Genomic DNA, 24,486 nt, shown 5'->3' on the forward strand with positions numbered 1-24,486 from the left:
ATTATTCAAGCTCTCTCTTTATAATCTGAAGGTTTTCTTTCTTATTTACATGACTTAAATAGGAAAGTACCTCATCTCTTATATCATCCCTTTGCAAGGCAAAGTCTATTGTTGCCTTAATAAATCCAACTTTATCACCAATATCATATCGGTTTCCCTCAAAGTTATATGCTAATACGGCCTGCTGCTTATTTAGCTCATTTATGGCATCTGTTAGCTGTAATTCATTACCATGTCCAATTGGAAGCTTTGCTAGTGTTTCAAAAATCTCAGGTCTTAAAACATAACGCCCCATAATCGCATATCTGGAAGGAGCCTCTTCCCTTTTGGGTTTTTCCACCAAAGAATCGATATGGAAAAGGTTAGGCTCAATCATTGTCCCTTTTGGCTTAATAATTCCATATTTACTGACATCCTTTTCCGGTACATTCTGAACAGCTACAACGGAGCTGTTACAATACTCGAAAACACTGATGATTTGTTTCAGACAAGGTGTTTCAGACATAACGATGTCATCTCCTAATAAAACAGCAAAAGGTTCATTTCCAATGAAGCTTTTCGCGCAGAGAATTGCATGTCCTAGCCCCTTCGGTTCCTTTTGGCGGACATAATAGATATTTGCCAAACTAGATATTTTCTGAACTTCCTCTAAAACATCTAGCTGATTTTTTCTTAAAAGTGCATCTTCCAACTCATAGGATTTATCAAAATGATCCTCTATTGATCTTTTTCCTCTACCGATTATGATAATAATTTCCTCTATACCCGAAGCTACTGCTTCTTCTACAATATATTGAATCGTTGGTTTATCAACAATCGGCAGCATTTCCTTAGCCTGGGCTTTTGTTGCAGGCAAAAATCGAGTCCCGAGGCCTGCGGCCGGAATAATGGCCTTTCGGATTTTCATAAGCTGCCTCCCTTTTGTCATTCATTAATCCTTTATATGCAAAAGGACAACTTCCGGCCTAGTTATTAGCCCTAGTAAGCTCATTTTTATTTAACGGGGTCTACCAGCTAAACATGAAATAATCCCAAAATAGCCGTGGCCGAGCCTTGCAATCTGTTGGTTACTTACGTGCCAAATTAAAAAATCCATTACACTTTTTATGCAATTGAGTTATCCATGGATTTAGTGTAATGGTCTATACGTATTTGGATAAACTTCTGTGTGAGCTTTTTGGCGGTTCAGCAGCCTAGTAAGGTCTTCCTTTTTTCCTTCTTTGAAAAACTCCAACTGTCAGGAATGTTGTTGATAATGAATACAAGATTGTTTGTCCAATTAGAAGAACCAACCCTAATCAGAAGACGTTGAAAGCCACTCAAGAACACACACCGTTCTGCCGACCTTATTAAACCGAGAGTTTAAACAAGCAATTCCAGGAAAAGTATTACTTACTGATATTACATATTTATATTATGACAATGGACAGAAGGCTTATTTATTTATCCACGATTAAAGATAGTTCAACGAATGAAATACTTTAAATACTTGCCTATAATGTGTCTAGTCGAATGACATTAGATTTAGCTACAGATACATTAGTAAATTTAATGAAGAATAAACGAGTAAAGTTTGCGGAAGGGGCCTATAATCACTCTGGTCAAGGAGTACACTATACTAGTCCCACATTTCAGAAACACGTAAAAAAACTAGGAATTATGCAATAAATGTAAAAAAGAGGAACTGTTGGATAACACTCTAATAGATTCCTTTTTTGGTCATTTCTAAGATGAAGCCTATATTAAACCTTGTAATACTATAAATGTACATAAAATGAAAATAAGAAGTTATATGACGTATTATAACTAGTTTAGATACCAATGGAATTAAAAAAAGATGCCCCCTGTAGAATACACAGAAATCATCTTCTTAATGTGGCCTAACCTTTTTTTAATGTCCTTTACAAAGGGTACATTTTAAATATCTGCTTGACCTTTTTATAGTACGAAGCACCCATTATTAAAAAAATTGAGGATTCTTAAAAATAGCAATCAGACTAATCCATATCTTTTATCATTTTAATCACAGGTTTAATTTTTTAAATTGAGAGTACCATGTTTTTAATTGGGCTAAATGCTACTACCAAACCAGCCAACAGGTTTGATACAGAATGTCATATTAATTATTTTTCCGTCTATCCGAGTCGCGTGATAACAAGGTGTGCTGAAACAGGCCTTGCTCCTCCAGCCAAAGGAGTGATGGTAAGCGCCGGGGTATTGCCAGCAGGATTTCGTACAGTGAGTATTGAGTTGATCACTGTCGTTTGCACAAGAGCCATTCCTACTATCTGAGTAGTACCGGTTGCTCGCCCGACCACCGTATAGGCTAGGTCAGCACCATTGAGAGTTAGAATCAGTTGGCCCGCTTCGGTCACACTCACCTGAAACAGGACCTGATAAAAGCCAATTTCTAATAAGTTAAATGTACTAGGACCAGTACGGGAAATAGCAGCCCCACTAGTAGGTCCATCTTGCGGAAAGCTTACGTCTGTACCGGCAGCAACTGTTGCTGCATTATCAGGAGGCATCAACGCAAAAAAATCTGCAAAGGCTAATACTCCACCTTGTGGACCTTGAACGCCTTGTGGTCCTTGAGTACCTTGTGGGCCTTGAACGCCTTGTGGACCTTGAGCACCTTGTGGACCTTGAGCACCTTGCGGGCCTTGAACGCCTTGTGGACCTTGAACGCCTTGTGGTCCTTGAGCACCTTGAGCACCTTGTGGGCCTTGAACGCCCTGCGGGCCTTGAGCACCTTGTGGACCTTGAACGCCTTGTGGTCCTTGAGCACCTTGTGGCCCTTGATCGCCCTGCGGGCCTCGAGCACCTTGCGGGCCTTGAACACCTTGTGGGCCTTGAACGCCTTGCGGGCCTTGATCCCCTTGCGGGCCTTGAACACCTTGCGGGCCTTGATCCCCTTGTGGGCCTTGAACGCCCTGCGGGCCTTGAGTGCCTTGCGGGCCTTGATCCCCTTGTGGGCCTTGAACGCCCTGCGGGCCTTGAGCACCTTGCGGGCCTTGATCCCCTTGTGGGCCTTGAACGCCCTGCGGGCCTTGAGTGCCTTGCGGACCTTGAACACCTTGCGGGCCTTGATCCCCTTGCGGGCCTTGAACCCCTTGTGGGCCTTGAACGCCCTGCGAGCCTTGATCCCCTTGTGGGCCTTGAACGCCCTGCGGTCCTTGAGCACCTTGTGGGCCTTGAGCACCTTGTGGCCCTTGAACGCCCTGCGGTCCTTGAGCACCTTGAGGGCCTTGAACGCCTTGGTCCCCTTGAGCACCACTAGCACCTTGTGGTCCTTGGTCCCCTTGAGTACCTTGTGGTCCTTGAACGCCTTGCGGGCCTTGAGCACCTTGAGGGCCTTGAACGCCTTGCGAGCCTTGATCCCCTTGTGGGCCTTGAACGCCTTGCGGGCCTTGAGCACCTTGCGGGCCTTGAGCACCTTGAGGGCCTTGAACGCCTTGCGAGCCTTGATCCCCTTGTGGGCCTTGAACGCCCTGCGGTCCTTGAGCACCTTGTGGGCCTTGAACGCCCTGCGGTCCTTGAGCACCTTGCGGGCCTTGATCCCCTTGTGGGCCTTGAACACCCTGCGGGCCTTGAGCACCTTGTGGCCCTTGAGCACCTTGCGGTCCTTGAACGCCCTGAGGGCCTTGAACGCCTTGTGGTCCTTGAGGTCCTTGTGTACCTTGCGCACCAATAGCACCTTGTGGGCCTTGGTCCCCTTGAGCACCACTAGCACCTTGTGGGCCTTGAGTACCCTGCGCACCAATAGCACCTTGCGGGCCTTGGCCCCCTTGAACACCAGTAGCACCTTGTGGGCCTTGGTCTCCTTGAGCACCAGTAGCACCTTGCGGGCCTTGGTCCCCTTGAACACCAGTACCACCTTGTGGGCCTTGGTCTCCTTGAGCACCAGTAGCACCTTGTGGGCCTTGGTCCCCTTGAACACCAGTACCACCTTGTGGGCCTTGAGTACCCTGCGCACCACTAGCACCTTGCGGGCCTTGGTCCCCTTGAACACCAGTAGCACCTTGTGGGCCTTGGTCTCCTTGAGCACCACTAGCACCTTGTGGGCCTTGGTCCCCTTGAACACCAGTACCACCTTGTGGTCCTTGAGGTCCTTGTGTACCTTGCGCACCAATAGCACCTTGTGGGCCTTGGTCCCCTTGAGCACCACTAGCACCTTGTGGGCCTTGAGTACCCTGCGCACCACTAGCACCTTGCGGGCCTTGGTCCCCTTGAACACCAGTAGCACCTTGTGGGCCTTGGTCTCCTTGAGCACCACTAGCACCTTGTGGGCCTTGGTCCCCTTGAGCACCACTAGCACCTTGTGGGCCTTGAGCACCTTGTGGCCCTTGAACGCCCTGCGGTCCTTGAGCACCTTGCGGGCCTTGAGCACCTTGTGGTCCTTGAACGCCTTGAGGGCCTTGAGCACCTTGTGGCCCTTGAGCACCTTGCGGTCCTTGAACGCCTTGCGGGCCTTGATCCCCTTGTGGTCCTTGAACGCCCTGTGGGCCTTGAGCACCTTGAGGGCCTTGAACGCCCTGTGGTCCTTGAGCACCTTGAGGGCCTTGAACGCCTTGTGAGCCTTGAACGCCTTGTGGTCCTTGAGCACCTTGAGGGCCTTGAACGCCTTGTGGTCCTTGGTCCCCTTGAGCACCACTAGCACCTTGTGGTCCTTGGTCTCCTTGAGCACCAGTAGCACCTTGTGGTCCTTGGTCCCCTTGAACACCAGTAGCACCTTGTGGGCCTTGGTCTCCTTGAGCACCAGTAGCACCTTGTGGGCCTTGGTCCCCTTGAACACCAGTAGCACCTTGTGGGCCTTGGTCTCCTTGAGCACCAGTAGCACCTTGTGGGCCTTGGTCCCCTTGAACACCAGTAGCACCTTGTGGGCCTTGGTCTCCTTGAGCACCAGTAGCACCTTGTGGTCCTTGGTCCCCTTGAACACCTTGTGGCCCCTGAGAGCCTTGAACTCCTTGAGGGCCTTGAACTCCTTGTGGCCCCTGAGAGCCTTGAACTCCTTGAGGGCCTTGAACTCCTTGTGGCCCCTGAGAACCTTGAACTCCTTGAGGGCCTTGAACTCCTTGAGATCCCTGAGGTCCTTGAGCCCCTTTAGAGCCTTGAGTACCCTGATTACCATTAGCAGGTACGCTTACATTCACTTCAACGTTTTGCTCTACCTTTTGTTCTTTTTTAGATTCGCATTTGCATTGACTATGTCCACAATCCAAACATTTACTATGTCCGCAATCTTTACATTTTTTATCTTTTTTATCCTTACCCAATTTTATCCTCCTTTCTATCAGACATTACTGTATCCTATGAATATAAAATTAAATTTGGAAGTGGTGAACACCTGATATATATGTAGGGAATTTGAACGAACTCGCTTAGGCCCATAAGTTTGTTCCACTATGTGATATTTCACTGCCTTTTGGATGTCTCTTCCATGTTTTTCCTTTAAAGTTATCGATTGTAAAATTTTAGCATCCCATAGTCTTTTTTATGCAAAAGGACAACTTCTGGACTAGTAAGTAGTGCATTTAATCTCACTTTTATTTAACATGGTTTAGTCGGCTATATATGAAAGAATCCCGAGCTTCGCAACCTGTTAGTTAGTGCCAAATTAAGATCCATTACACTATTAAGTATGGGGCTAGATGGAGTTTCCAAGGTTTGGTGTATGGGCGATGCCGGTTCAATATCGTAGTAACGATTATCTTTTTTTCCTCTATGGTTACACCCCCGTCGTCTTTAACCAACGAGAAAAGGGGATTATTAAGGAAATCGAAAATTCTAAACTACAAAAAGGATGGATTGAGGATGAAATTTGTGCATGAAAAGACATAGGGGAGTGTTCTAGAGATTTAATAAAAGAAAAAGAATCAAGAATCACTTGTGATGATTTAATTATGATGTACCACTCCAAGATGCTTCTTGAATATTAGGAATTTTATATAAAGTAAACAAAGAATTCAAATAGCCCATATATGGTATCGCCTAGCTCTTGTAAAAGAGTCAGAAAATAACCAAGGATCTAGGCAAAAAATTTATTCAACATGTGATTCATACCTTCAGTTATGGGGTATGTTATTGAGATGAGAAACGGAGCGAATAACTTGAGTGTGAAAAAAATTGATTATTTTTTAAAATTATATTAAAAATTGTGACGAATAATTAATGAGGGGGTTTTTTCATAAACACCTTTCCCTTCCCCTTTGTATCAAAATATATGATTGACTGTTTTATGGTTTTGAAGGGGAGGTTTTTACTGATAAATTCTTAATCTAATAATTGAGAAGACAAAAAAACGGGAAGGGTTAATAACCCTCCCCGTTTTTAATTTACTTGTCATCAGGCGTGATAATAAAAGTAAGATTCAAGTTGAAATAGTCATAGTTTGGGCATTTTTTGTTAACTAGCTCCTATAGCAGCAACTCTTATCATCCTTGCAGAGGTTAAGGCAACACTACTACTTTCTCAGAACATGAAGAGCAAAACTTGGCATATTGGATACACGTTTCTATTGAATCATTCTCCTCCATTGGCCACCAGCGGATGGCTCCCATGGGCGCCCTTGACGCAAAGCTTTCGATTCCAGCAGGAATACGACCAACAATAACAACCTCGATTTCATTAAAATTGGTATCTATGCCCTTTTGAAGAGTTTTAAATAATTGGGTGTGCTCATTTGTAGGACAGGAGTGAGGAATAGGAAATAGTATGGAAACTCTAGATAATTCTTCATTAATGATATGAGCAGTTTTTCGTGCTGGATTATCTGTAGTTGTCTCCCATATACGACTATATGGCACACTCTCGGGTAAATTCAGTTCTTCCAATCTTGTGTAGATTCTCTGGGAATAATAACTGTTTAGTTCTTTTACGAGGATTTGAATCTGCTTATTTCTCTGAAAAGTAGAGTTATCTCCATTTTCATTTCGATATTGGATATAGAGTAAATCGGGAATAGATACATACTTCGTACTAAGAAACGTCCGAACTAGCATATCGTAATCGTCTGCAACCAATAGTTCTTCGCGGTGGCCTCCAATTAGATGGTAAAAATCCCTCGCCCACGCACGAGGATGATTAGGTAAACCAACCAAATGGCGGATTGTATTCCCATTGATGGTAGTGTGTCTTTGCACATTTTGCCATCGATTCATTTCATGTACCCAGACTCGATAATGAATACTAAATCCAAAACCACAATCCCAACCATACCAATGAGCATGGTGGCTCCCTACGTGCACCTCTGCACAATCCCCATAAGCAAAGCCACATTCAGGGTGTTGTTGAAATGCATCGACGATTTTCTTCAGGCAATTTGGAGTTAGGTCATCATCATGATCTACTTCCACTAAAATTTCCCCTGTACATAGACCTGCTGCATACCGTTTGATTGCCCCTATGTAGCCATTGCGGGAATCTTGGCGATACCTCCTCACACGGGGATCGTCTAGAGGCAGTAAATCTTGGTTGTATGTCTCATCCTCATCACCGGAGTCGTCTACAATAACCCATTCCCAATTAGAGTAAGTCTGATTCAATAGAGAGCGATAAGGTCGCTGAATTTTGTCTTTGGACTTGTAGCTAGCTGTGAACACGGACACTAAAGGAGTATCTGAAGAAAAACGAGTCGAAGGTAGCGCTTTATTTTCAGGGAGAGGATCGGTCCGTTTGAGCCAGCAGAAAAATAAATTGAATGGTTGAATTTCTGTTGAAGAATTGTAATGTAACCAACGTTTTCTCTCGTGAACAGGTAACGCATTCAGTGTTCTAAATTCTTCCCACTCCGTTCCCAATGAAACATATACACGAGGATTTTTAGGATTTATATCCAATAATGCATCATCAGGTCCATACAACTTCACTGTGATTCCACTTTCAGCCAGTCTCATTAACATATCTTCCAATCCATCCCATGAATTTTTCTTTGAAATAAATAGGTGAGTTGTCAATAGTGGAGTATGATCCGATGACATATCCATCCCCCTTTCAGAATATCCAACACAAACTATAGATTCGTATTGATTCATGAGTAGTTTCTATAACCATTACTCATTCTCTTCATCATATGAATTTTTTTACATCGATTATATATATAGGAAATATTAGAAAATATTACTCCATGCAACTCAAAGACAAACCCAGACGTTCATTTTGAACGAATCAGTAACATTACAATATCAACGGAGGCTGATGTTCAAAAAGAATGCATATGCCCCTCTCCATCTTAGAGCCACCAAGCAAAAAACGACGTCTATGGTCACAATCACTGCATGGTCATGAGCTATTTTTGAAACGGTGGCAGAGAGAGCATTCATTTTCAGGGAAGATCAATTTAATTTTTCATCAGTTGAAGTCTATTACCAAAGCGATAGCAATATATTTTAGATGAAGCAAGGAGTCGTTGATCACGTATTTGTCCGAAATAAAATTATCTCGAATTTACAGTACTTTCGGCACCCTCAATAACCTGTGAACAACGAGTATTGGATAACCTATGAGCCGGCTTATTATTAGTTATTTCCCAAAGTAAGCGTTCAAGGGGGAAATAACTATGTCTCGATGCCGAATTTCACATTTTTTACAACCCTACTCCTGGCTACGATATGGTGTGGAATAGAGTCATTTTTTGTAGGTACTCGTTCGGATAACTGGTGTATGGATGAGAAGAGCCTTTAGTGAGTAGCTAATACTGGGCGATCAAGTGGACACGTTTATTCCATATGCTACCTTTGGTACATATATGACCCTCGACTTCTATCGACAGATCCACGAATCTGGTGTACCAGTGGTTGTAGGATACTTCAAATTTATACTTGGTACCTCAAACAATTATATCAAAAAGATTTCTAGGTAATGACTGGACAGTTCAAAAAGCTGAAAGGAAAATTGCCTTATCTACGGGATGCCTATTTGGTCCAGAAGGTCCACAAAACGATGACATCATTCATTCGCTTACGAGTTAAAACATCCAATCACGGACTTATTTTTCTCCTCCTTATTATCAGCATCCATTTTTATAGGTATCCTTATACGCCTTGGCTAGTTCCGGAGAATATATCCAGTCGAATCTTAAGTTTATCTATATGGAAATAAATCACAAACAAAGATGTTCGTTTGAAGGATGGTTCCTTCAGAAAGACGATGGTGATTTGGTGTTGTGGTAGTAATGGTCGTAAAGTTCTTTAACTTTGTGAGCAAATCTAAATCGGAATTCAAGGGACAGAATTTCTGGATGAACGACTTGAATTAAAAGGGCTTAATCGTAGATGATGCTCCTATTTTAGGTGATTTACTAATATCTCTTCGCTAATAAAAAACAGGTAAAAATTGTATATTCTAGCACAAAGGATCCATTCCTAAAGTAACGTCTAGTTGAAAAAACAAAGAAGTTTAGTTTTCAGTTTGCAGGTACGTTAGTTAGTACATCCTTCTATGTTCATTGTTAAACGAAATCATTTAGGAGAGCCGCGATAATCGAATTGTAGATTTTGTGACAGTTGCCCCAGTGTCCATATCGGAGGGAATGTTACTATATAGGAAGGAGGAGTATCCCGTGGTACTTCCATTAGTAAGTATAGTCATACCTGCGTATAACCGACCACATACTCTAAAAATAGCCATCGATAGTGTATTAGAACAAACCTACCCGAATATAGAAATCATCATCTGTGATGATAGTTCAGATGATCGAGTACAAGATATGCTTGTTCCTTATTTACATTCATTTCCTCAGATCAAGTATCATAAAAACGAACGGAATTTATTTCTTGAAAATTGGCACAAATGCTTTGATCTAGCATCAGGGGAATATATCAATTACTTGATGGATGATGACGTTTTTCAAAAAGAAAAAATCGCAAAAATGATCTATTTTTTTAATGAATTCGAAAATATTTCACTTGTTACTTCTTATCGACAAACCATCGATGAATCAGGTCAGTTTCTCCCTCCTATCGGTGCAACGGCTAGGCTATATGAAGAAACAAGAATTTTAGATGGAAAGATGTTGGGGAACGTTGCATTAACCCGTTGTCTCAATGTCATCGGTGAACCGACAACAGTGTTATTTAGAAAAAAAGATCTTACCGAACTTTATGGAGTATACAAAGGGAAACAGTATTCTCTTATCAATGATCTAGCTGCCTGGTTGTCATTATTATCAAAAGGAAAAGCTGTGTATATTCCGGAAGCTCTTAGTTATTTTCGAAGACATCCGAATCAAAATAACAACATACTAGGTCTAAAAACATTTAGTCAATGGTTAGATATTATAGTTGCCTCACGAGAAGATGGATTTCTTGATACGAACGATTTATTCAAAACTGCTCTTCACTCTTATCGTGAGCGCGTAAAGGATTATCATGAATTTGTAGAAGATATCAAGCAGATTGAAATGATATTAACAACCTTGGACTAAAAATCTAGCTATGTGCGCCAGTTGTTCATAAAATTACAAAGACTTAATTTCTTTTTAAAAAAGGGATTAAGGATATTAGTTATTAAGTGAATCTTAATTGTTCACCTTGGATTGTCTTTTGGAATTTTTTAAAAATTATTCCTATTATAACAATGTATGGATAACATTTTTAATAGATGCCGGTTATCTTTACCTTGATTCTGAACTTGAGAGAGCCTTTTAATTATCTCGTAAAATAAAACGAATTCTAATAAAGAAGAAATTAGCTTGCTTTCGAGCAAATTTGTTAATCTTATGTATACACAAAAGGACAAGACATCGAACGTTTGGTAATCGTCAGAGATAAAGATGTTTGTTCGACAATATGTAAAAAAGCGAATAAATGCTTGTTTCTATCACTAATTACGGGCTAATTAGTTCATCATAAGGGGAGTAAATCACTGTAAATTGCTTAATCTCTATCTTTCTCACCTTTTGGTACAGTATATAATGCATCGGTTTACCTTCATTGGATATTCCGTTTTTTCTGTGTTCGTCTTCAATTACTAAGTCGAAATTTTATTACCGATTTTCATGTCAGTATTTAGAAACATGAAAAGACCACAAAGCTTCCTATTAAAAATGCTTTGCAGTCTTCTTTCTCTTGTATTGAAATTGAATGATGCCAAAGGCGTAACAATATAAGTATTACGCCTTTGATTTCGTTCATGTTTAAAAGCTGGATATATATTGAAAATCCCACACTTGTTACAGGGTTCTCTGGTATAAATTACAACAAAGTTTCAACTACTAATGTGGCGACCGGAAGTAGCTCTTGTACCAATGCCTACAACCTGTATTTCCACTGTACCTGCAGCAGGTATTAGGGCTGTTACAGTACCAACTATTGGAGCACCAGCAAGTGAAGTAAAGACTGGACCCACAGGCACTCCGTTTACAAATACCTGTGCCCCACCTGTGCTCGATGGGTCTGTCGGTAACAATAAAGGACCAGCAAGGTTCCCGGTAACACCAATACCAAATAAAGGAACCTGCACTGAACATGCAACATCACTACCAACTGGAACAGAATTTTTCATAAATATCTTCCCATTCCCCTTTTTATCAAACTATACGATGAACTGTATTAATGATTTTTGGAGAGGGAGATTCTTACTGATAAATTCTTAATTTTAAACTGAATAGACAAAAAAAACGGGAAGATTATTATCCTTCCCGTTTTCAAATAAATTGTTATGGGGCAATTTCTAATCGGTTTTTGTTAAACTGCAACTGATGTCTTGAATTAGAAAATACTAACAAAATGTTAATTAATCGTTATACCCGCGCTTGCAAAACCTTCAACCGCAGTGAGAACCGAAACTGCAGTATCTATAGAGAAAACCAGTAATAATTTTTCCCCTGCAGTAACCCCTAGTGCAGTTGCAGCAGTACCACTAGCTGTATTTCCAATGGAAATTACAGGTCCTAAAGCTGGTGTTAATAGTACAAAGGCGCCTGATGGAGAAAAAGTATTGCTAGCTGCAGGTGCCGTATATATTTCTGCTCTAATAGTAACTGGTGTACCTATAGTTACTGCCACTGTCGTACTAAAGAATGCAGATATTGATGATACAGTTCCGGCACGAGGTGCTACAAATGCGAAGTCAAGCACGCCCCCAATACCAGGACTTAGTGTAATTGTTCCTCCACCAATAGTAACACCTTCAAAAGAACTTCCGAACCCAATAAGACCTCCAGTATCAAGTAATCCACCTAGAACACTAGTCAATGTTACTGGGGTACCGGAAGCGAAAGGAATAATTGCACCACTCCCAGTGGCGCCTTGTGGACCTTGAACGCCTTGAGTACCAGTGGCTCCTTGTGGGCCTTGAACGCCTTGAGCACCAGTAGCACCTTGTGGGCCTTGGTCTCCTTGAGTACCAGTGGCTCCTTGTGGGCCTTGAACGCCTTGAGCACCCGTAGCGCCTTGTGGGCCTTGGTCTCCTTGAGTACCAGTGGCTCCTTGTGGGCCTTGAACGCCTTGAGCACCCGTAGCACCTTGTGGGCCTTGAACGCCTTGAGCACCAGTAGCACCTTGTGGGCCTTGGTCTCCTTGAGTACCAGTGGCTCCTTGTGGGCCTTGAACGCCTTGAGCACCCGTAGCGCCTTGTGGGCCTTGGTCTCCTTGAGTACCAGTGGCTCCTTGTGGGCCTTGAACGCCTTGAGCACCAGTAGCACCTTGTGGGCCTTGGTCTCCTTGAGCACCCGTAGATCCTTGTGGGCCTTGGTCTCCTTGAGCACCCGTAGATCCTTGTGGGCCTTGGTCTCCTTGAGCACCCGTAGCACCTTGTGGGCCTTGGTCTCCTTGAGCACCAGTAGCACCTTGTGGGCCTTGATCGCCTTGAGCACCCGTAGATCCTTGTGGACCTTGGTCCCCTTGAGCGCCCGTAGATCCTTGTGGGCCTTGATCGCCTTGAGCACCCGTAGATCCTTGTGGGCCTTGATCGCCTTGAGTACCCGTAGATCCTTGTGGGCCTTGATCGCCTTGAGCACCCGTAGATCCTTGTGGGCCTTGATCGCCTTGAGCACCCGTAGATCCTTGTGGGCCTTGGTCCCCTTGAGCACCCGTAGACCCTTGTGGGCCTTGGGCTCCTTGAGCACCCGTAGATCCTTGTGGGCCTTGATCGCCTTGAGCGCCCGTAGATCCTTGTGGGCCTTGGTCTCCTTGAGCACCCGTAGATCCTTGTGGGCCTTGATCGCCTTGAGCGCCCGTAGATCCTTGTGGGCCTTGATTGCCTTGAGCGCCCGTAGATCCTTGTGGGCCTTGGTCCCCTTGAGCACCCGTAGATCCTTGTGGGCCTTGATTGCCTTGAACACCCGTAGATCCTTGTGGGCCTTGATTGCCTTGAACACCCGTAGATCCTTGTGGGCCTTGATCGCCTTGAGCACCCGTAGATCCTTGTGGGCCTTGGTCTCCTTGAGCACCCGTAGATCCTTGTGGGCCTTGGTCTCCTTGAGCACCAGTAGAACCTTGTGGGCCTTGGTCTCCTTGAGCACCAGTAGAACCTTGTGGGCCTTGATCCCCTTGAGCACCCGTAGATCCTTGTGGGCCTTGATCCCCTTGAGCACCTGAAGATCCTTGTGGGCCTTGATCGCCTTGAGCACCCGTAGATCCTTGTGGGCCTTGATCCCCTCCAGAAGGTCCTTGAGTACCTTGTGGGCCTTGGGCTCCTTGGACACCCGTAGATCCTTGTGGGCCTTGGACTCCTTGGGCACCCGTAGACCCTTGTGGGCCTTGGGCTCCTTGGGTACCCGTAGACCCTTGTGGGCCTTGGGCTCCTTGGGTACCCGTAGACCCTTGTGGGCCTTGGGCTCCTTGGGTACCCGTAGACCCTTGTGGGCCTTGAACTCCTTGGGTACCCGTAGACCCTTGTGGGCCTTGAACTCCTTGTGATCCTGGATTACCTTGAGGTCCATGATTACAATGAGAAGGTACGTTTACGTTCACTTTAACGTTTTGCTCTACCTTTTGTTCTTGTTTAGATTCGCATTTGCATGGACTATGTCCACAATCCGAACATTTATTATTGTCACATTTACATTTACTATGTCCGCAATCTTTACATTTTTTATGATCGCACTTGCATTTGCTATGGCCGCAATCTTTACATTTTTTTTGATTGCATTTGCATTTGCTATGGCCGCAATCTTTACATTTTTTATCTCTTTTATCCATACCCAATTTTGTATCCTCCTTTTCACAAAACATACATTATTCTATGAATATGGAGTTTATTGGCTTGGATAAAATTCGCCCAATTGTTAAAAATACAGAACCATTTTAAAATCCCTGAGCATATCCTTAAAATTCACTAGACTAAGTCACACTTTATCCAGCCTTTGTTACCCAGCCAATAAAGACAACATGATCTTCTACTAAAATAGAACAGTGGAGATAGTGAAGTATGACACGAGGCCTAGAAACATAGAAAGACCGCAATGTTTTCTTGAAGAAGAACATTGCTGCCTTTTGTCTTGTTGTTTCTAAGGGGAAAATCAATAGTGTTTTCTTAGGAATCTATAACGTGATACAATCTCATCCAATAGCTCTTAAATTGATTTACATTTCATCTGACTCTCAGGTATCATTTGATGGCTAAAAGATGACGTCATACTCCATCATCATATCATCCCCATTATAAATTATGCTGGAGCCATTTGATAAGCTAAATCCCTCCATTATCTATCAAAATGAGAATACTTGGTTATAGCGCAGATACCATTTCCAATGTAATGTCAGATTCATATTTCCCTTGAATAACTGTTGATTTAAAGCTGAATTTTGCAACAAATCCCTTTTTTTCATGTTCTGAAACAATTGGGACACAAGAGATTTAATAAATGAAAAGAATTTAGGTTTTGGTAAATGGTAATTAAGTTCTAGATATCGCTACTGGCGATCAAATTTCATTTTTAAATAACGATAAAATTGGTTACAATCAATGACTACGTTGCTCTATAGGGAATAAAAAATATTGAAGGCTAGTCCGGTGAGTAATTATGTGAGTTGTCCACCAACAAAATGATGTGGATTATACCGACATTAAAGAAATACCTTTCGAATAAGTCGAAAACCAATGTTGGAGATCGAAGAAAGTATTACGTCTTGTTGGATTTTGTTTTCTTGTAAAGAGAAAAGTTACAGATAAAATTTGTAGATTTGATGAACGTTTTGAATATGAGTCTCTTTTCAAGATGATGATCCACTTTAGACCCCCCATTTTTCGACAGTATCATCTATATCAAGAAAACGTTTCTCCTAACTTATATGCTCCTATTCTGTATAATTTATTTAATTATTGATTGTTGCCGAAAATGTGCGATAATTTTGATTTCACAATAACTTTAGAATCAAAATTATTTTTGATTTTAGTTGCACCTTTTATCCCAATCTCCATAGCTTGCTGGAAGTTTTCCTTGATCCAGATCAAAGTGTCTGTTATTGAGTTCACATCTGCTTCCACCTCAAGATAGTCTACGCCGCTTTCAAGTATAAATTGGTCATTACGAGGATTGGTGGAAACTAAAACACATCCAGTTGCCATCGCATCAACTGCTGCTGTTGTTGGAAACCCATCCAGAGCAAACTGATCTTGAGTACCACAGTAAATGAATACATGGGATTGCTCATAAAGAATCTTTATTCTTTCAGGATTTAGTAGACCAAAAAAAGTATAATTTTTATTCGTTAGTAAATGGAGGTCATTCTGCCAATCACCTATAATATTTAGATGAAAATGTTCATCAAGTTGATTAAATACTTGTGCCAATAATGGAAAACCTTTACGTTCAGCACGATGAGCAGAAAAAGTTAATTGTATTCGTTTAGATTTAGACTTTGGAACATAAGAGTAGAAATCCGTATTGATTACTACCGGAAAATAAATGCTAGTTGGGATAACATTTAATACTTCATCAATGTTCGTAAATACCGTTTTACAATTTTGGTCAGCCATACGAAGAAATTGATCAGAAGTGGAAGGATCCAGGCCACCACCAGGATACAATGTTGTGTGGATGTTAATATCATTCTCTTTTATAAATGGACTTATATTAAATCTTGGATTTGATCCAGGCATATAGGTACCATCAGAGAGATAACAGGCACCTTGCAAACTTAAAACAAGATTTAAAAAAACACAATATATATCAGTAATCCCTTCTTTTTTTGCAATTATTTCAAAAGACTCAAACTTATAAACTGGTGTAGGAAATTCATCCATATTTAAGTCCGTTGCAAAAAAAAGAGTATCCGGTCTCTGTTTGAAAATTTCGATATTTTCCCAATAGCGAAAACCACTTTGTTTCCATGGAAAAGTGGTATCGATTACCGCAAGGCGACGTGTCATGTCAGACAAAGCACCATTTTTCATATCCAATTCAATTTAACTCCTTCCATTTCTTACTCCGGGACTGCAAAAAGAATCGTTTCTTGGGCATATATCGTATAGTGACCTAAATAGAACTTGTATTCTAAATCTAATTCTGCAATGAAGTTTACAACATTGGCAAAATCATTAACTTGATGATAGATTGCAATGGCAAGTTTAGGACGAAAAGTTTGGATAGTCTGAGTAGCCCCTTTCAGCGCATTCATTTCAGCGCTCTCTATATCCATCTTAATGAAATCAATTTTAGGAATATTTCTTTCTTTGACCAAATCATCAATAGAAATCGTTAATGTTTCTTCATTGAAATCGTCCGTCTTGGTGAATGAAACAGAACTCGCAGCTCCCTGATCCATGTAATAAAGTTTTTCATTTGATACATTCCAAAGAGGTCGCTCAACAATAGTAATGCGCTGTTTAAGATTTTCATTCAGGCCTAGATTTTTAGTCATAATCTCTAAATTACTTGGTATGAATTCTATTGTATAAACATGCCCATTTTCACCAACTTCATGAGCGAAGTAAAGTGCGGTGTCCCCAAAACACCCACCTGCATCGATAACAATATCAGCTTTCCTTGCTTTAATTGCAGGTGCAATCTTATCGTACTCATATTGCCGATCCATAAAAGTAGCGCTCAGTCCAATAGAAATGCAGAATAGCTGGAGGTCATATCCTACTGTTCTCAAGTCAAAAAGGGAAAGGTTCCATCCGTGATATTTGGTCTTAATAGTCTCATTCGCGTGAATAAGATTTTGGAGGGATTGCCTTTGAGACCAATAATCATTAGTATTTAGAGGTAGCTTTACTTTCTTATTGCCCAGTAATCTAAATGCCAAAACTGTCATCAACAAATTCCGCGAGGCTTGATCTTCAAGATGGTAAAACAGTTCAATAATTCCTTGTATGTGTTTAAGAATTTCCTTTTTCTCGTTTTCTGTGTTAACAACTACCCGATCAATAGAAACTGGTACAGCCATAAGCTCAAAAAGTTCCATATCGATATTATTGTAATAGTCATTCATTGAATGCTCGAGTAGCTCTTTGATAAGTAAATCTAAGAAATCAGGAACAGGTTGAACCTTGTTTTGATTAGTTTGAATATCATGTTCGGATTTAAATAACAGTGTTCTCGACTTTTCTTTTACATATATATCATTGGAAATATCAAGAATCTTTGAAAAGCAGATTTTGGATAACTGTTGTCGACCACTGGTATAGTATATCTCACCAAGTTGCAACAAGGAGTCCACATCATGTATATCGTTAATCAGGCTTTCTTTTAATGTTCTTTCGATTGAGGCTAATTCATCTTGCATTGGCAGTTACCACCTTTTTCCAGACGAGAGCGATTTGTTCATTTACCGGGCTCTCCTGGCATAAAATTTTTAAGAGATGAAAAAAAATACATCCTTGTTCTTATTTGGTCTCTCCGATACCCTTTATTTCTCTCGCTTTTAACGGAAATCATCCCAATCTAATAAATATCTTTCGTGATAAGTACTTGCCGATTTCCCCCATGCGTTGCCAATTTGAACTGGATACAAGTCACAAATACAATATTTGTATCCTTCTAGTTTCTGGCACATTTTTCAGAGTAATAGCAAATTACCTTTTTTGTTGCAAAGCTAAATTTGTTTACCTTTTCTTTTTCTAGTTGTAAAACTACACTGATCCATTAAATTGCTTTAAAAGCTGGACTTCTTCCATATTCAATGATTCTTAGGCAGCCGAATTTTTTATTAACTATCGGATCACTCAATAAACCTAAAAGTCATCTCCGCTAGGAATATAACACTTCAGTCTGATTTTCTCTTAATCCGCAATGTAATCTTATGCTAAAAATCATCTTTCAATTCCTCAGAGATAATGTAAACCTAGCCTTGGTAAATGTACTTTTGTCCCGATTAAAACCACCCTATTTTTTTCATAACGTGACATTCTAGGTGACTTTAGCTGATATTTCTTATATAGCCAAACGGATGTTATTGTTTATCATTTTTCACTAAAGAACTATTAAAACTATAGGATTCCTATTGATCGCCAATTTATAGCCATAAAATTTATTCAAAAGGAATATGAATGGAAGTGACACCAGAGAACCATTTGAAATTCAAAAATCTCCATCAATCTCAATTCGTATCAAATGGAATATATGAATGGCTAGACTTACTATTGGTTCTAGGGAGATTTTTTTTAGAAAGCCCAGATCTAAATCTGTTTGGCACCCTCACCGTCATAAAATAATACAAATCCGTCTTTCCAAACAATCCTACCTTACAGGAAAAAAACAGGATATTCCAAACCTGAATTTAAATTTATTTATAGATTAATTGAAACGGAGATGAAAAATATCCGTAAAATTCCGTTTTTACGACCCAACTTGGTAACACAAGACACATTTGCCAATTATTTATCACAGATTGAAAAATCCAGATGGTACAGTAATTATGGGCCATTAAATACTCTTTTTGAGAATAGAGTTCTAACTGAATACTATGAAGGAAACGGAGCCGTGCTCACGGTCAACAATGCTACCAGTGGACTAATGTTAGCAATTAATCAGAGTAAACGACCTAAAGGGCGGTTTGCAATAATGCCTAGCTTTACTTTTTCAGCCACCCCTTTAGCAGCTATGTGGAGTGGTTTAGAACCTTATTTTGTAGATGTGAACAAAGACGATTGGTGTATGAATGAGGAACTTGTAAAAGATGCATTAACAAAATTAGGAGATAAAGTGGCGGTAGTTGTTCCCTACGCAACCTTTGGAACAGACTTAGACCTATCCTTTTATAAGCAAATTCATGAGTCGGGGATACCGGTGGTTTTTGACGCTGCCCCTAGTTTTGGAACCTCAGGGCGTAGTGGATCATTTGGTCAAAATTTCCCTGGCCCTATAGTGTTCAGCTTTCATGCTACTAAATCATTTGGTATTGGCGAAGGCGGCTTAGTATATAGTGCTGAAAAAGACTTGATAAGTCAAATTCGACAAGCAGGAAATTTTGGGTTCTCAACTGATAGGGAAACTATATCACAAGGTCTTAATAGTAAAATTTCAGAGTATAGCGCAGCCATTGCTCTTGCAACTCTGGATGCCTTTCCTGAAAAAAGTAAAAAGAGACAACAAATTTATCAATGGTACCGAGAGCAATTCCAACAAATCCCTGTCCTAAAAAAAGAATGGCAATTCCAAAAAACAGAAGGGGAAATTGCCCATCAATTTATGCCTGTTCTCTGTCCTAAGGATCAAAGTAATTTAGATTATGTGAAGTTGCTGGCTGACAATCAAATAGAAGCACGAACCTATTTTTCCCCTACTTGTCATCAACAAAATTTTTTCACATCATCCAATCGAACATTAATGCCTGTTACCGATAATATTTCAAAACGCATATTGAGTTTACCTCTATGGGAAGAAATGAAACAAAGTGATGTTGTGCAAATAACACAAGTACTTGCCCGAGGATTGGAACCATGAAAAAAATCGTCATCTGGGGATGCGGAGGACATGCACGTGAGGTTAATCATCTGTGTGAAAATTTAAGTTATGAGGTTATAGGATTTCTTGATGAAAGATCGGAAATGAAGGGGATAATAATAGATGATGTACCGGTTTTGGGCGATCTTCATGATATTTATTCTCTTCGGAACAAAATTAAAATTGTTTGTGCTGGTGTAGGAGATCCATCTCTAAAAAAGCGGTTTGTCACCAAAACCAAAAATGCAGGTTTTGAGATTGCTAACACAATAGTGCACCCTTCTGTTTTCATATCAAAGAGGATCACACTTGGAGTTGGATCGATTATTTGTGAAGGAACCACTATAACCACAAATGTTCAGGTGGGGAATTTCGTTATCATTAATCGGAGTTCAAACATTAGCCATGATAATATCATCTCCGACTATGTCACGATAGGTCCTGGAGTTAATATTGGAGGTAATGTTTCAATTGGTGAAGGAGCATACATTGGCATTGGTTCCTCTATCCGTGAAAAAATCAATATTGGTGCTTGGTCGGTTATAGGAGGCGGAGCATTTGTAAAGAATGATGTTCCTACGAAAACCCTTTATGCGGGGGTACCTGCACAGTTAAAAAAAGATTTAGATTAGAATGTAGGTTAATAAAACTTAACATATAGTTATAAACTAAATGGGTTCCAGTGAAAAAAATTAAGCCCAAGACAATCTCAAAATAGTTTTATGGAATGGACAATGAAAACTCATTCAATTGATAACATATCAGCCTGATATTATTCTAATAAACAGGGTTAAAGGATACTTACACTTACTGATATCAATAGAAACTCGATTGATTTTTATCTAAGTAAACCAAAAGACAAAAGGCTACAAGGCACGTTTTCAACGTAGCTTTGTAGCCTTTTCATGTATTACACCTCGATATCGTAAGAAATCTATATACATTTTTCAAAACCGTACTTCATTTACACAGAATCCAATCACATTCTTGGAGCATATGATGAAAAGGATTAATTTTTCAATGAAATTCAGAAACTGATAATATTTAAATGAATATTCATTTTGTCTTTTAAATCATACTATTCGAGGAGGTGAATAATAATGAAAGGAATCATATTAGCTGGTGGATATGGCACTAGATTATACCCGTTAACGAAAGTTGTCTCAAAACAGTTATTACCTGTTTATGATAAACCCTTGATTTATTATCCATTGTCCGTACTAATGCTTGCTGGAATTAAAGATATCTTAATCATTTCTACCCCTCTTGATACACCTCGTTTTAAAAATTTATTAGGGGATGGATCACAATTAGGAATCAAAATAAGTTATATATCACAGGAAAAACCGGATGGTATCGCACAGGCTTTTATTGTAGGAGAGGATTTTATAGGAAAGGACTCTGTATCTTTAATATTAGGAGACAATATTTTTTATGGACATAATTTCACTAAAACACTAGAAGAAGTCGTTACTCGAAATAATGGTGCGACTATATTCGGCTATCATGTTAAAGATCCTGAACGATTTGGTGTTGTAGAATTTGATGAAAATCGGAAAGTGATATCTTTGGAAGAAAAACCTGTAACTCCTAAATCTCATTATGCAATTACAGGCCTTTATTTTTATGATAATAACGTTATTGATATTGCAAAGAGTATTAAGAAATCTTCTCGTGGAGAATATGAAATTACTTCGGTGAATGAATGTTACCTCAAGAAAAACCAGTTGAATGTTGAGTTATTGGGTAGAGGATTTAGCTGGTTAGATACCGGTACTCATGAATCACTACTTGACGCTTCTTTATTTATCCAAACCATTCAAAGTCGGCAAAACGTTCAAATTGCTTGTATAGAAGAAATAGCCTTTCGAAAAGGATTTATTTCATCACAACAACTTCTGGACTTAGCTAAACCATTAGAGAAAAATGAATATGGGAAATACCTTGTAAGATTAATAGAAAATTAACAGCTATTTAATGAAAGGAGGCAATTATGAATCTTCTAGTTACAGGTGGGGCTGGTTTCATCGGTCTCAACTTTGTTCATTACTTGCTAAAGAATACTTTATACAATATAACCGTTATAGATTCTCTTACGTATGCAAGTCATCCTGAAGAAATACGTACCCTAACATCTGATTCTAGGTTACGCTTTATTAAAGGAAGCATTGTAGATGAGAAAGATATCGAAGCTGTGATGGATCAAAAATATGAAGCTATTGTTCATTTTGCCGCGGAGTCCCATGTTGATAACAGTATTAAAAATGCAGATAAGTTCATACAAACGAATATTGTCGGTACTTATCATTTATTACAACGATTACTCAAAGGCAATGCTAAAAAAATGATTCATATTTCAACAGACGAAGTATATGGTACTTTAAGCTCGACTCAACAACCATTCACAGAAGAATCCCCTCTTTCACCTAACAATCCCTATTCGGCTACGAAAGCAAGCTCAGATTTATTAGTACGATCATACTATGAAACATTTAAATTACCTTTGATTACGACAAGATGCAGTAATAATTTCGGTCCTTTCCAAAACATAGAAAAATTCATTCCAACCATTGTAAATAGGGCGCTTCACAACCTTAAAATCCCCGTTTATGGGGATGGTCTACAGATAAGAGATTGGCTGTTTGTAGAAGATCATTGTAAAGCAATTTCTCTTATTCTTGAAAATGGAAATTGGGGTGAAGTTTATAATATTGGTGGCGGAAATGAAAGGAAAAATATCGATGTCGTAAAACAAATTTTAGGAATAATGGGGAAGCCTGACCACTTGATTGAATTTGTTGAAGACAGAAAAGGTCATGACCGAAGATATGCCATTGATTCTTCTAAGTTACAAAACGAGTTAAGCTGGAAACAAACCTCTTACTTTGATCAATCGTTAGAAAAAACAGTTCGTTGGCACATGAACAAATTTAAAGGTACTTCCATATGAAGATTGTCATTACAGGTGCAGGCGGCCAATTAGGAAAAGAACTCATTCAGTTATTTAAAGAGGAAGGTTATGTGGTATTTCCATATACTAAACAACAATTAGATATTACTAATCGTACGAAAATAAAAGAAATGATTGAGAAAATCCAGCCGGATTATCTTATTAATACCGCAGCCTTTACACAAGTTGACCTTTGCGAAACGGATATAGATCAAGCTTATTTAATTAATGGAATTGGACCTTATTATCTAGCCTGTGAAGCAAAGGAAAATAAAGTGAAGTTTTTTCATATTAGTACTGACTATGTATTTGATGGTGAAAAAATTGAACCTTATATAGAAGAGGATTATCCTGACCCCCAAACAATTTATGGAAAAAGCAAACTACTAGGCGAAGAATTAGCACTAACTGCTAATGATAGTACCACAATCATTAGATCGTCATGGTTATACGGACATGAGGGGAAAAATTTCGTCAATACCATAAAAAAGTTGGCGGGTAATTCACAAGAAATCCGTGTTGTTCATGACCAATACGGTTGTCCTACTTACACTAAAGATCTTGGAATAGCAATTAATAAACTACTAACAAGACCGCATGGCATTTATCATGTCACAAACTCTGGAAGTTGCAGCTGGTTTGAATTTGCAACCGAAATTGTAACCTTCTTAAACTCACAAACAGTGGTCATCCCAGTTTCTACGGAAGAATACGGTCTTAAAACACCCAGACCCATGTATTCTGTTTTAAGTCAAAAAAAGTTGAATTCCAATGGGATCTTTTTGCGAAATTGGAAAGAAGGATTACATGAATACTTAAAAAAGGAAGATGATGAAAAAAATGGCCATTGAAGGCGTTATATCAAAAAAATTAATTAAGCATTGTGATGATAGAGGATTTTTTGCAGAAGTGGTAAGAGATGATGACCATCTTTTATCTCATTTTGGTCAACTTTCATGGACAACATCTTATCCAGGCGTCATCAAAGCATTTCACTACCATGAAGAGCAAGATGACCTTTGGTTTATATCATCAGGTAATGCTCAAGTAGTTTTACATGACTTGAGAGAACACTCTGCTACCAAGGGTGAAACAAATGTTTATTATATGGGCGAAAATAATCCTAGTATTTTACTCATACCCAAAGGTGTGGCTCACGGTTACCGCGTGCTTGGCGAAAAGCCAGCAACTGTTCTGTATTGTACGACAAAGTCGTATAACGCTTCCCAACCAGATGAAAAAAGAATTCCTTGGGATGATAAAGAAATTAATTTTGATTGGGAAACAAAACATAGATAAGAACCCTATGTGGGCTCATACATTAACTAGGAAAAAAGTTTTGATCATCTTTTCTTTTACATCACACTCGAAACACTTAAATGTATTATATACAAAAGCAAGTTTACAATTTAAGTCTCTTTTTATCTTCTAATACTCTAAATATTAATTCCCCTAACCTTCTATTTGTTTCTACTAGGAAACAAATCCTTATCTTATCGAGAGCTTTTCTTTTTCTTTGAATAAAATTCCCTTTCAAACTACTTTTCTTAGAACAATGTAAAAAGAACTAGCCTTAAGGCTAGTCTTTTTGCTAATAAAACGGTTTTAACGAAAATAATTCTTTTGATTCCTTCCTAAAAAACATTTCAGCGTACATAACGCTCAATCCCCTGTTTGTTTCGTGCAAATTAAAAGACTGTTACAC

At 39.8% G+C, this 24,486-nt stretch carries 16 protein-coding genes and 3 pseudogenes; 9 read left to right on the forward strand and 10 right to left on the reverse strand.

Features of this window, described 5'->3' with window-relative positions; translation table 11 throughout:
* Nucleotide 1: 1 nt before the first annotated feature.
* On the reverse strand, nucleotides 2-907 hold the full coding sequence (gene galU, locus JFU50_RS30030) for a UTP--glucose-1-phosphate uridylyltransferase GalU (RefSeq protein WP_056521356.1): 906 nt from the start codon (nucleotides 905-907) through the stop codon (nucleotides 2-4).
* 350 nt (nucleotides 908-1,257) lie between these two features.
* Between galU and JFU50_RS31290 the strand changes: the two are divergent.
* Nucleotides 1,258-1,831: pseudogene (locus JFU50_RS31290) on the forward strand (DDE-type integrase/transposase/recombinase); the annotation flags it as partial.
* Nucleotides 1,832-2,135: 304 nt separating this feature from the next.
* On the opposite strand, the gene JFU50_RS32145 reads toward JFU50_RS31290, so the two are convergent.
* Nucleotides 2,136-2,528 (reverse strand): hypothetical protein, encoded by a 393-nt coding sequence (locus JFU50_RS32145; RefSeq protein WP_397443459.1) that lies wholly within the window; start codon nucleotides 2,526-2,528, stop codon nucleotides 2,136-2,138.
* Nucleotides 2,529-3,002: 474 nt separating this feature from the next.
* Nucleotides 3,003-4,742: pseudogene (locus tag JFU50_RS32150) on the reverse strand (collagen-like triple helix repeat-containing protein); the annotation flags it as partial.
* A 909-nt stretch (nucleotides 4,743-5,651) separates the two neighbouring features.
* Between JFU50_RS32150 and JFU50_RS30040 the strand changes: the two are divergent.
* Complete coding sequence (locus tag JFU50_RS30040) at nucleotides 5,652-5,831, forward strand: hypothetical protein (RefSeq protein WP_201225708.1); 180 nt, start codon at nucleotides 5,652-5,654, stop codon at nucleotides 5,829-5,831.
* A 618-nt stretch (nucleotides 5,832-6,449) separates the two neighbouring features.
* Here the strand turns inward: JFU50_RS30040 and JFU50_RS30045 are convergent.
* The gene (locus JFU50_RS30045; protein ID WP_201225710.1) at nucleotides 6,450-7,979 is read right to left on the reverse strand and encodes a glycosyltransferase; all 1,530 of its coding nucleotides are present in this window, start codon (nucleotides 7,977-7,979) and stop codon (nucleotides 6,450-6,452) included.
* A 1,580-nt stretch (nucleotides 7,980-9,559) separates the two neighbouring features.
* Between JFU50_RS30045 and JFU50_RS30050 the strand changes: the two genes are divergently transcribed.
* Nucleotides 9,560-10,423 carry a glycosyltransferase family 2 protein gene (locus JFU50_RS30050; protein WP_201225713.1) on the forward strand — a complete coding sequence of 288 codons (864 nt, stop codon included), beginning with the start codon at nucleotides 9,560-9,562 and terminating at the stop codon, nucleotides 10,421-10,423.
* A gap of 782 nt (nucleotides 10,424-11,205) precedes the next feature.
* On the opposite strand, the gene JFU50_RS30055 is transcribed toward JFU50_RS30050, so the two are convergent.
* The 6 genes and pseudogenes from JFU50_RS30055 to JFU50_RS30075 form a co-directional block, all read right to left on the reverse strand.
* Nucleotides 11,206-11,502 carry a hypothetical protein gene (locus tag JFU50_RS30055; RefSeq protein ID WP_201225715.1) on the reverse strand — a complete coding sequence of 99 codons (297 nt, stop codon included), beginning with the start codon at nucleotides 11,500-11,502 and terminating at the stop codon, nucleotides 11,206-11,208.
* 227 nt (nucleotides 11,503-11,729) lie between these two features.
* On the reverse strand, nucleotides 11,730-13,913 hold the full coding sequence (locus tag JFU50_RS30060) for an exosporium glycoprotein BclB-related protein (protein ID WP_446728202.1): 2,184 nt from the start codon (nucleotides 13,911-13,913) through the stop codon (nucleotides 11,730-11,732).
* Nucleotides 13,914-13,927: 14 nt separating this feature from the next.
* Entirely contained in the window at nucleotides 13,928-14,167 is a 240-nt protein-coding gene (locus JFU50_RS31295; protein ID WP_242486198.1) for a hypothetical protein, read from the reverse strand.
* 202 nt (nucleotides 14,168-14,369) lie between these two features.
* Nucleotides 14,370-14,517 (reverse strand): annotated as a pseudogene (locus JFU50_RS32155) (IS6 family transposase); the annotation flags it as partial.
* 744 nt (nucleotides 14,518-15,261) lie between these two features.
* The gene (locus JFU50_RS30065) at nucleotides 15,262-16,338 is read right to left on the reverse strand and encodes a glycosyltransferase (RefSeq protein ID WP_242489200.1); all 1,077 of its coding nucleotides are present in this window, start codon (nucleotides 16,336-16,338) and stop codon (nucleotides 15,262-15,264) included.
* 29 nt (nucleotides 16,339-16,367) lie between these two features.
* Nucleotides 16,368-17,672 (reverse strand): FkbM family methyltransferase, encoded by a 1,305-nt coding sequence (locus tag JFU50_RS30075; protein ID WP_201225719.1) that lies wholly within the window; start codon nucleotides 17,670-17,672, stop codon nucleotides 16,368-16,370.
* Between the two features lie 1,034 nt (nucleotides 17,673-18,706).
* Between JFU50_RS30075 and JFU50_RS30080 the strand changes: the two genes are divergently transcribed.
* From JFU50_RS30080 to JFU50_RS30105, 6 genes are all read left to right on the forward strand, one after another.
* Nucleotides 18,707-19,831: an aminotransferase class I/II-fold pyridoxal phosphate-dependent enzyme gene (locus JFU50_RS30080; protein WP_201225816.1), complete on the forward strand. Its 1,125-nt coding sequence runs from the start codon at nucleotides 18,707-18,709 to the stop codon at nucleotides 19,829-19,831.
* A complete protein-coding gene (locus JFU50_RS30085; RefSeq protein ID WP_201225720.1) occupies nucleotides 19,828-20,463 on the forward strand; it encodes an acetyltransferase in 636 nt (211 codons plus the stop codon). Before JFU50_RS30080 ends, JFU50_RS30085 begins: the two co-directional genes overlap by 4 nt.
* A 468-nt stretch (nucleotides 20,464-20,931) precedes the next feature.
* Entirely contained in the window at nucleotides 20,932-21,798 is an 867-nt protein-coding gene (gene rfbA, locus JFU50_RS30090) for a glucose-1-phosphate thymidylyltransferase RfbA (RefSeq protein WP_201184353.1), read from the forward strand.
* 26 nt (nucleotides 21,799-21,824) lie between these two features.
* Nucleotides 21,825-22,781: a dTDP-glucose 4,6-dehydratase gene (rfbB, locus tag JFU50_RS30095; RefSeq protein ID WP_201225722.1), complete on the forward strand. Its 957-nt coding sequence runs from the start codon at nucleotides 21,825-21,827 to the stop codon at nucleotides 22,779-22,781.
* The gene (gene rfbD, locus JFU50_RS30100; RefSeq protein WP_201225724.1) at nucleotides 22,778-23,632 is read left to right on the forward strand and encodes a dTDP-4-dehydrorhamnose reductase; all 855 of its coding nucleotides are present in this window, start codon (nucleotides 22,778-22,780) and stop codon (nucleotides 23,630-23,632) included. The genes rfbB and rfbD overlap by 4 nt, the downstream gene beginning before the upstream one ends.
* Complete coding sequence (locus tag JFU50_RS30105) at nucleotides 23,613-24,080, forward strand: dTDP-4-dehydrorhamnose 3,5-epimerase family protein (RefSeq protein WP_242486201.1); 468 nt, start codon at nucleotides 23,613-23,615, stop codon at nucleotides 24,078-24,080. Before rfbD ends, JFU50_RS30105 begins: the two co-directional genes overlap by 20 nt.
* The last annotated feature ends 406 nt before the right edge of the window (nucleotides 24,081-24,486 follow it).

This window comes from Peribacillus sp. TH14 (assembly GCF_016651145.1).
Lineage (GTDB): Bacteria > Bacillota > Bacilli > Bacillales > DSM-1321 > Peribacillus > Peribacillus butanolivorans.

Coding starts and splice junctions, on each gene's coding strand:
- galU (WP_056521356.1), bottom strand. CDS start 907: ATGAAAATCCGAAAGGCCATTATTCCGGCCGCAGGCCTCGGGACTCGA.
- JFU50_RS32145 (WP_397443459.1), bottom strand. CDS start 2,528: ATGCCTCCTGATAATGCAGCAACAGTTGCTGCCGGTACAGACGTAAGC.
- JFU50_RS30040 (WP_201225708.1), top strand. CDS start 5,652: ATGGAGTTTCCAAGGTTTGGTGTATGGGCGATGCCGGTTCAATATCGT.
- JFU50_RS30045 (WP_201225710.1), bottom strand. CDS start 7,979: ATGTCATCGGATCATACTCCACTATTGACAACTCACCTATTTATTTCA.
- JFU50_RS30055 (WP_201225715.1), bottom strand. CDS start 11,502: ATGAAAAATTCTGTTCCAGTTGGTAGTGATGTTGCATGTTCAGTGCAG.
- JFU50_RS30065 (WP_242489200.1), bottom strand. CDS start 16,338: ATGAAAAATGGTGCTTTGTCTGACATGACACGTCGCCTTGCGGTAATC.
- JFU50_RS30075 (WP_201225719.1), bottom strand. CDS start 17,672: ATGCAAGATGAATTAGCCTCAATCGAAAGAACATTAAAAGAAAGCCTG.
- JFU50_RS30085 (WP_201225720.1), top strand. CDS start 19,828: ATGAAAAAAATCGTCATCTGGGGATGCGGAGGACATGCACGTGAGGTT.
- rfbA (WP_201184353.1), top strand. CDS start 20,932: ATGAAAGGAATCATATTAGCTGGTGGATATGGCACTAGATTATACCCG.
- rfbB (WP_201225722.1), top strand. CDS start 21,825: ATGAATCTTCTAGTTACAGGTGGGGCTGGTTTCATCGGTCTCAACTTT.
- rfbD (WP_201225724.1), top strand. CDS start 22,778: ATGAAGATTGTCATTACAGGTGCAGGCGGCCAATTAGGAAAAGAACTC.
- JFU50_RS30105 (WP_242486201.1), top strand. CDS start 23,613: ATGAAAAAAATGGCCATTGAAGGCGTTATATCAAAAAAATTAATTAAG.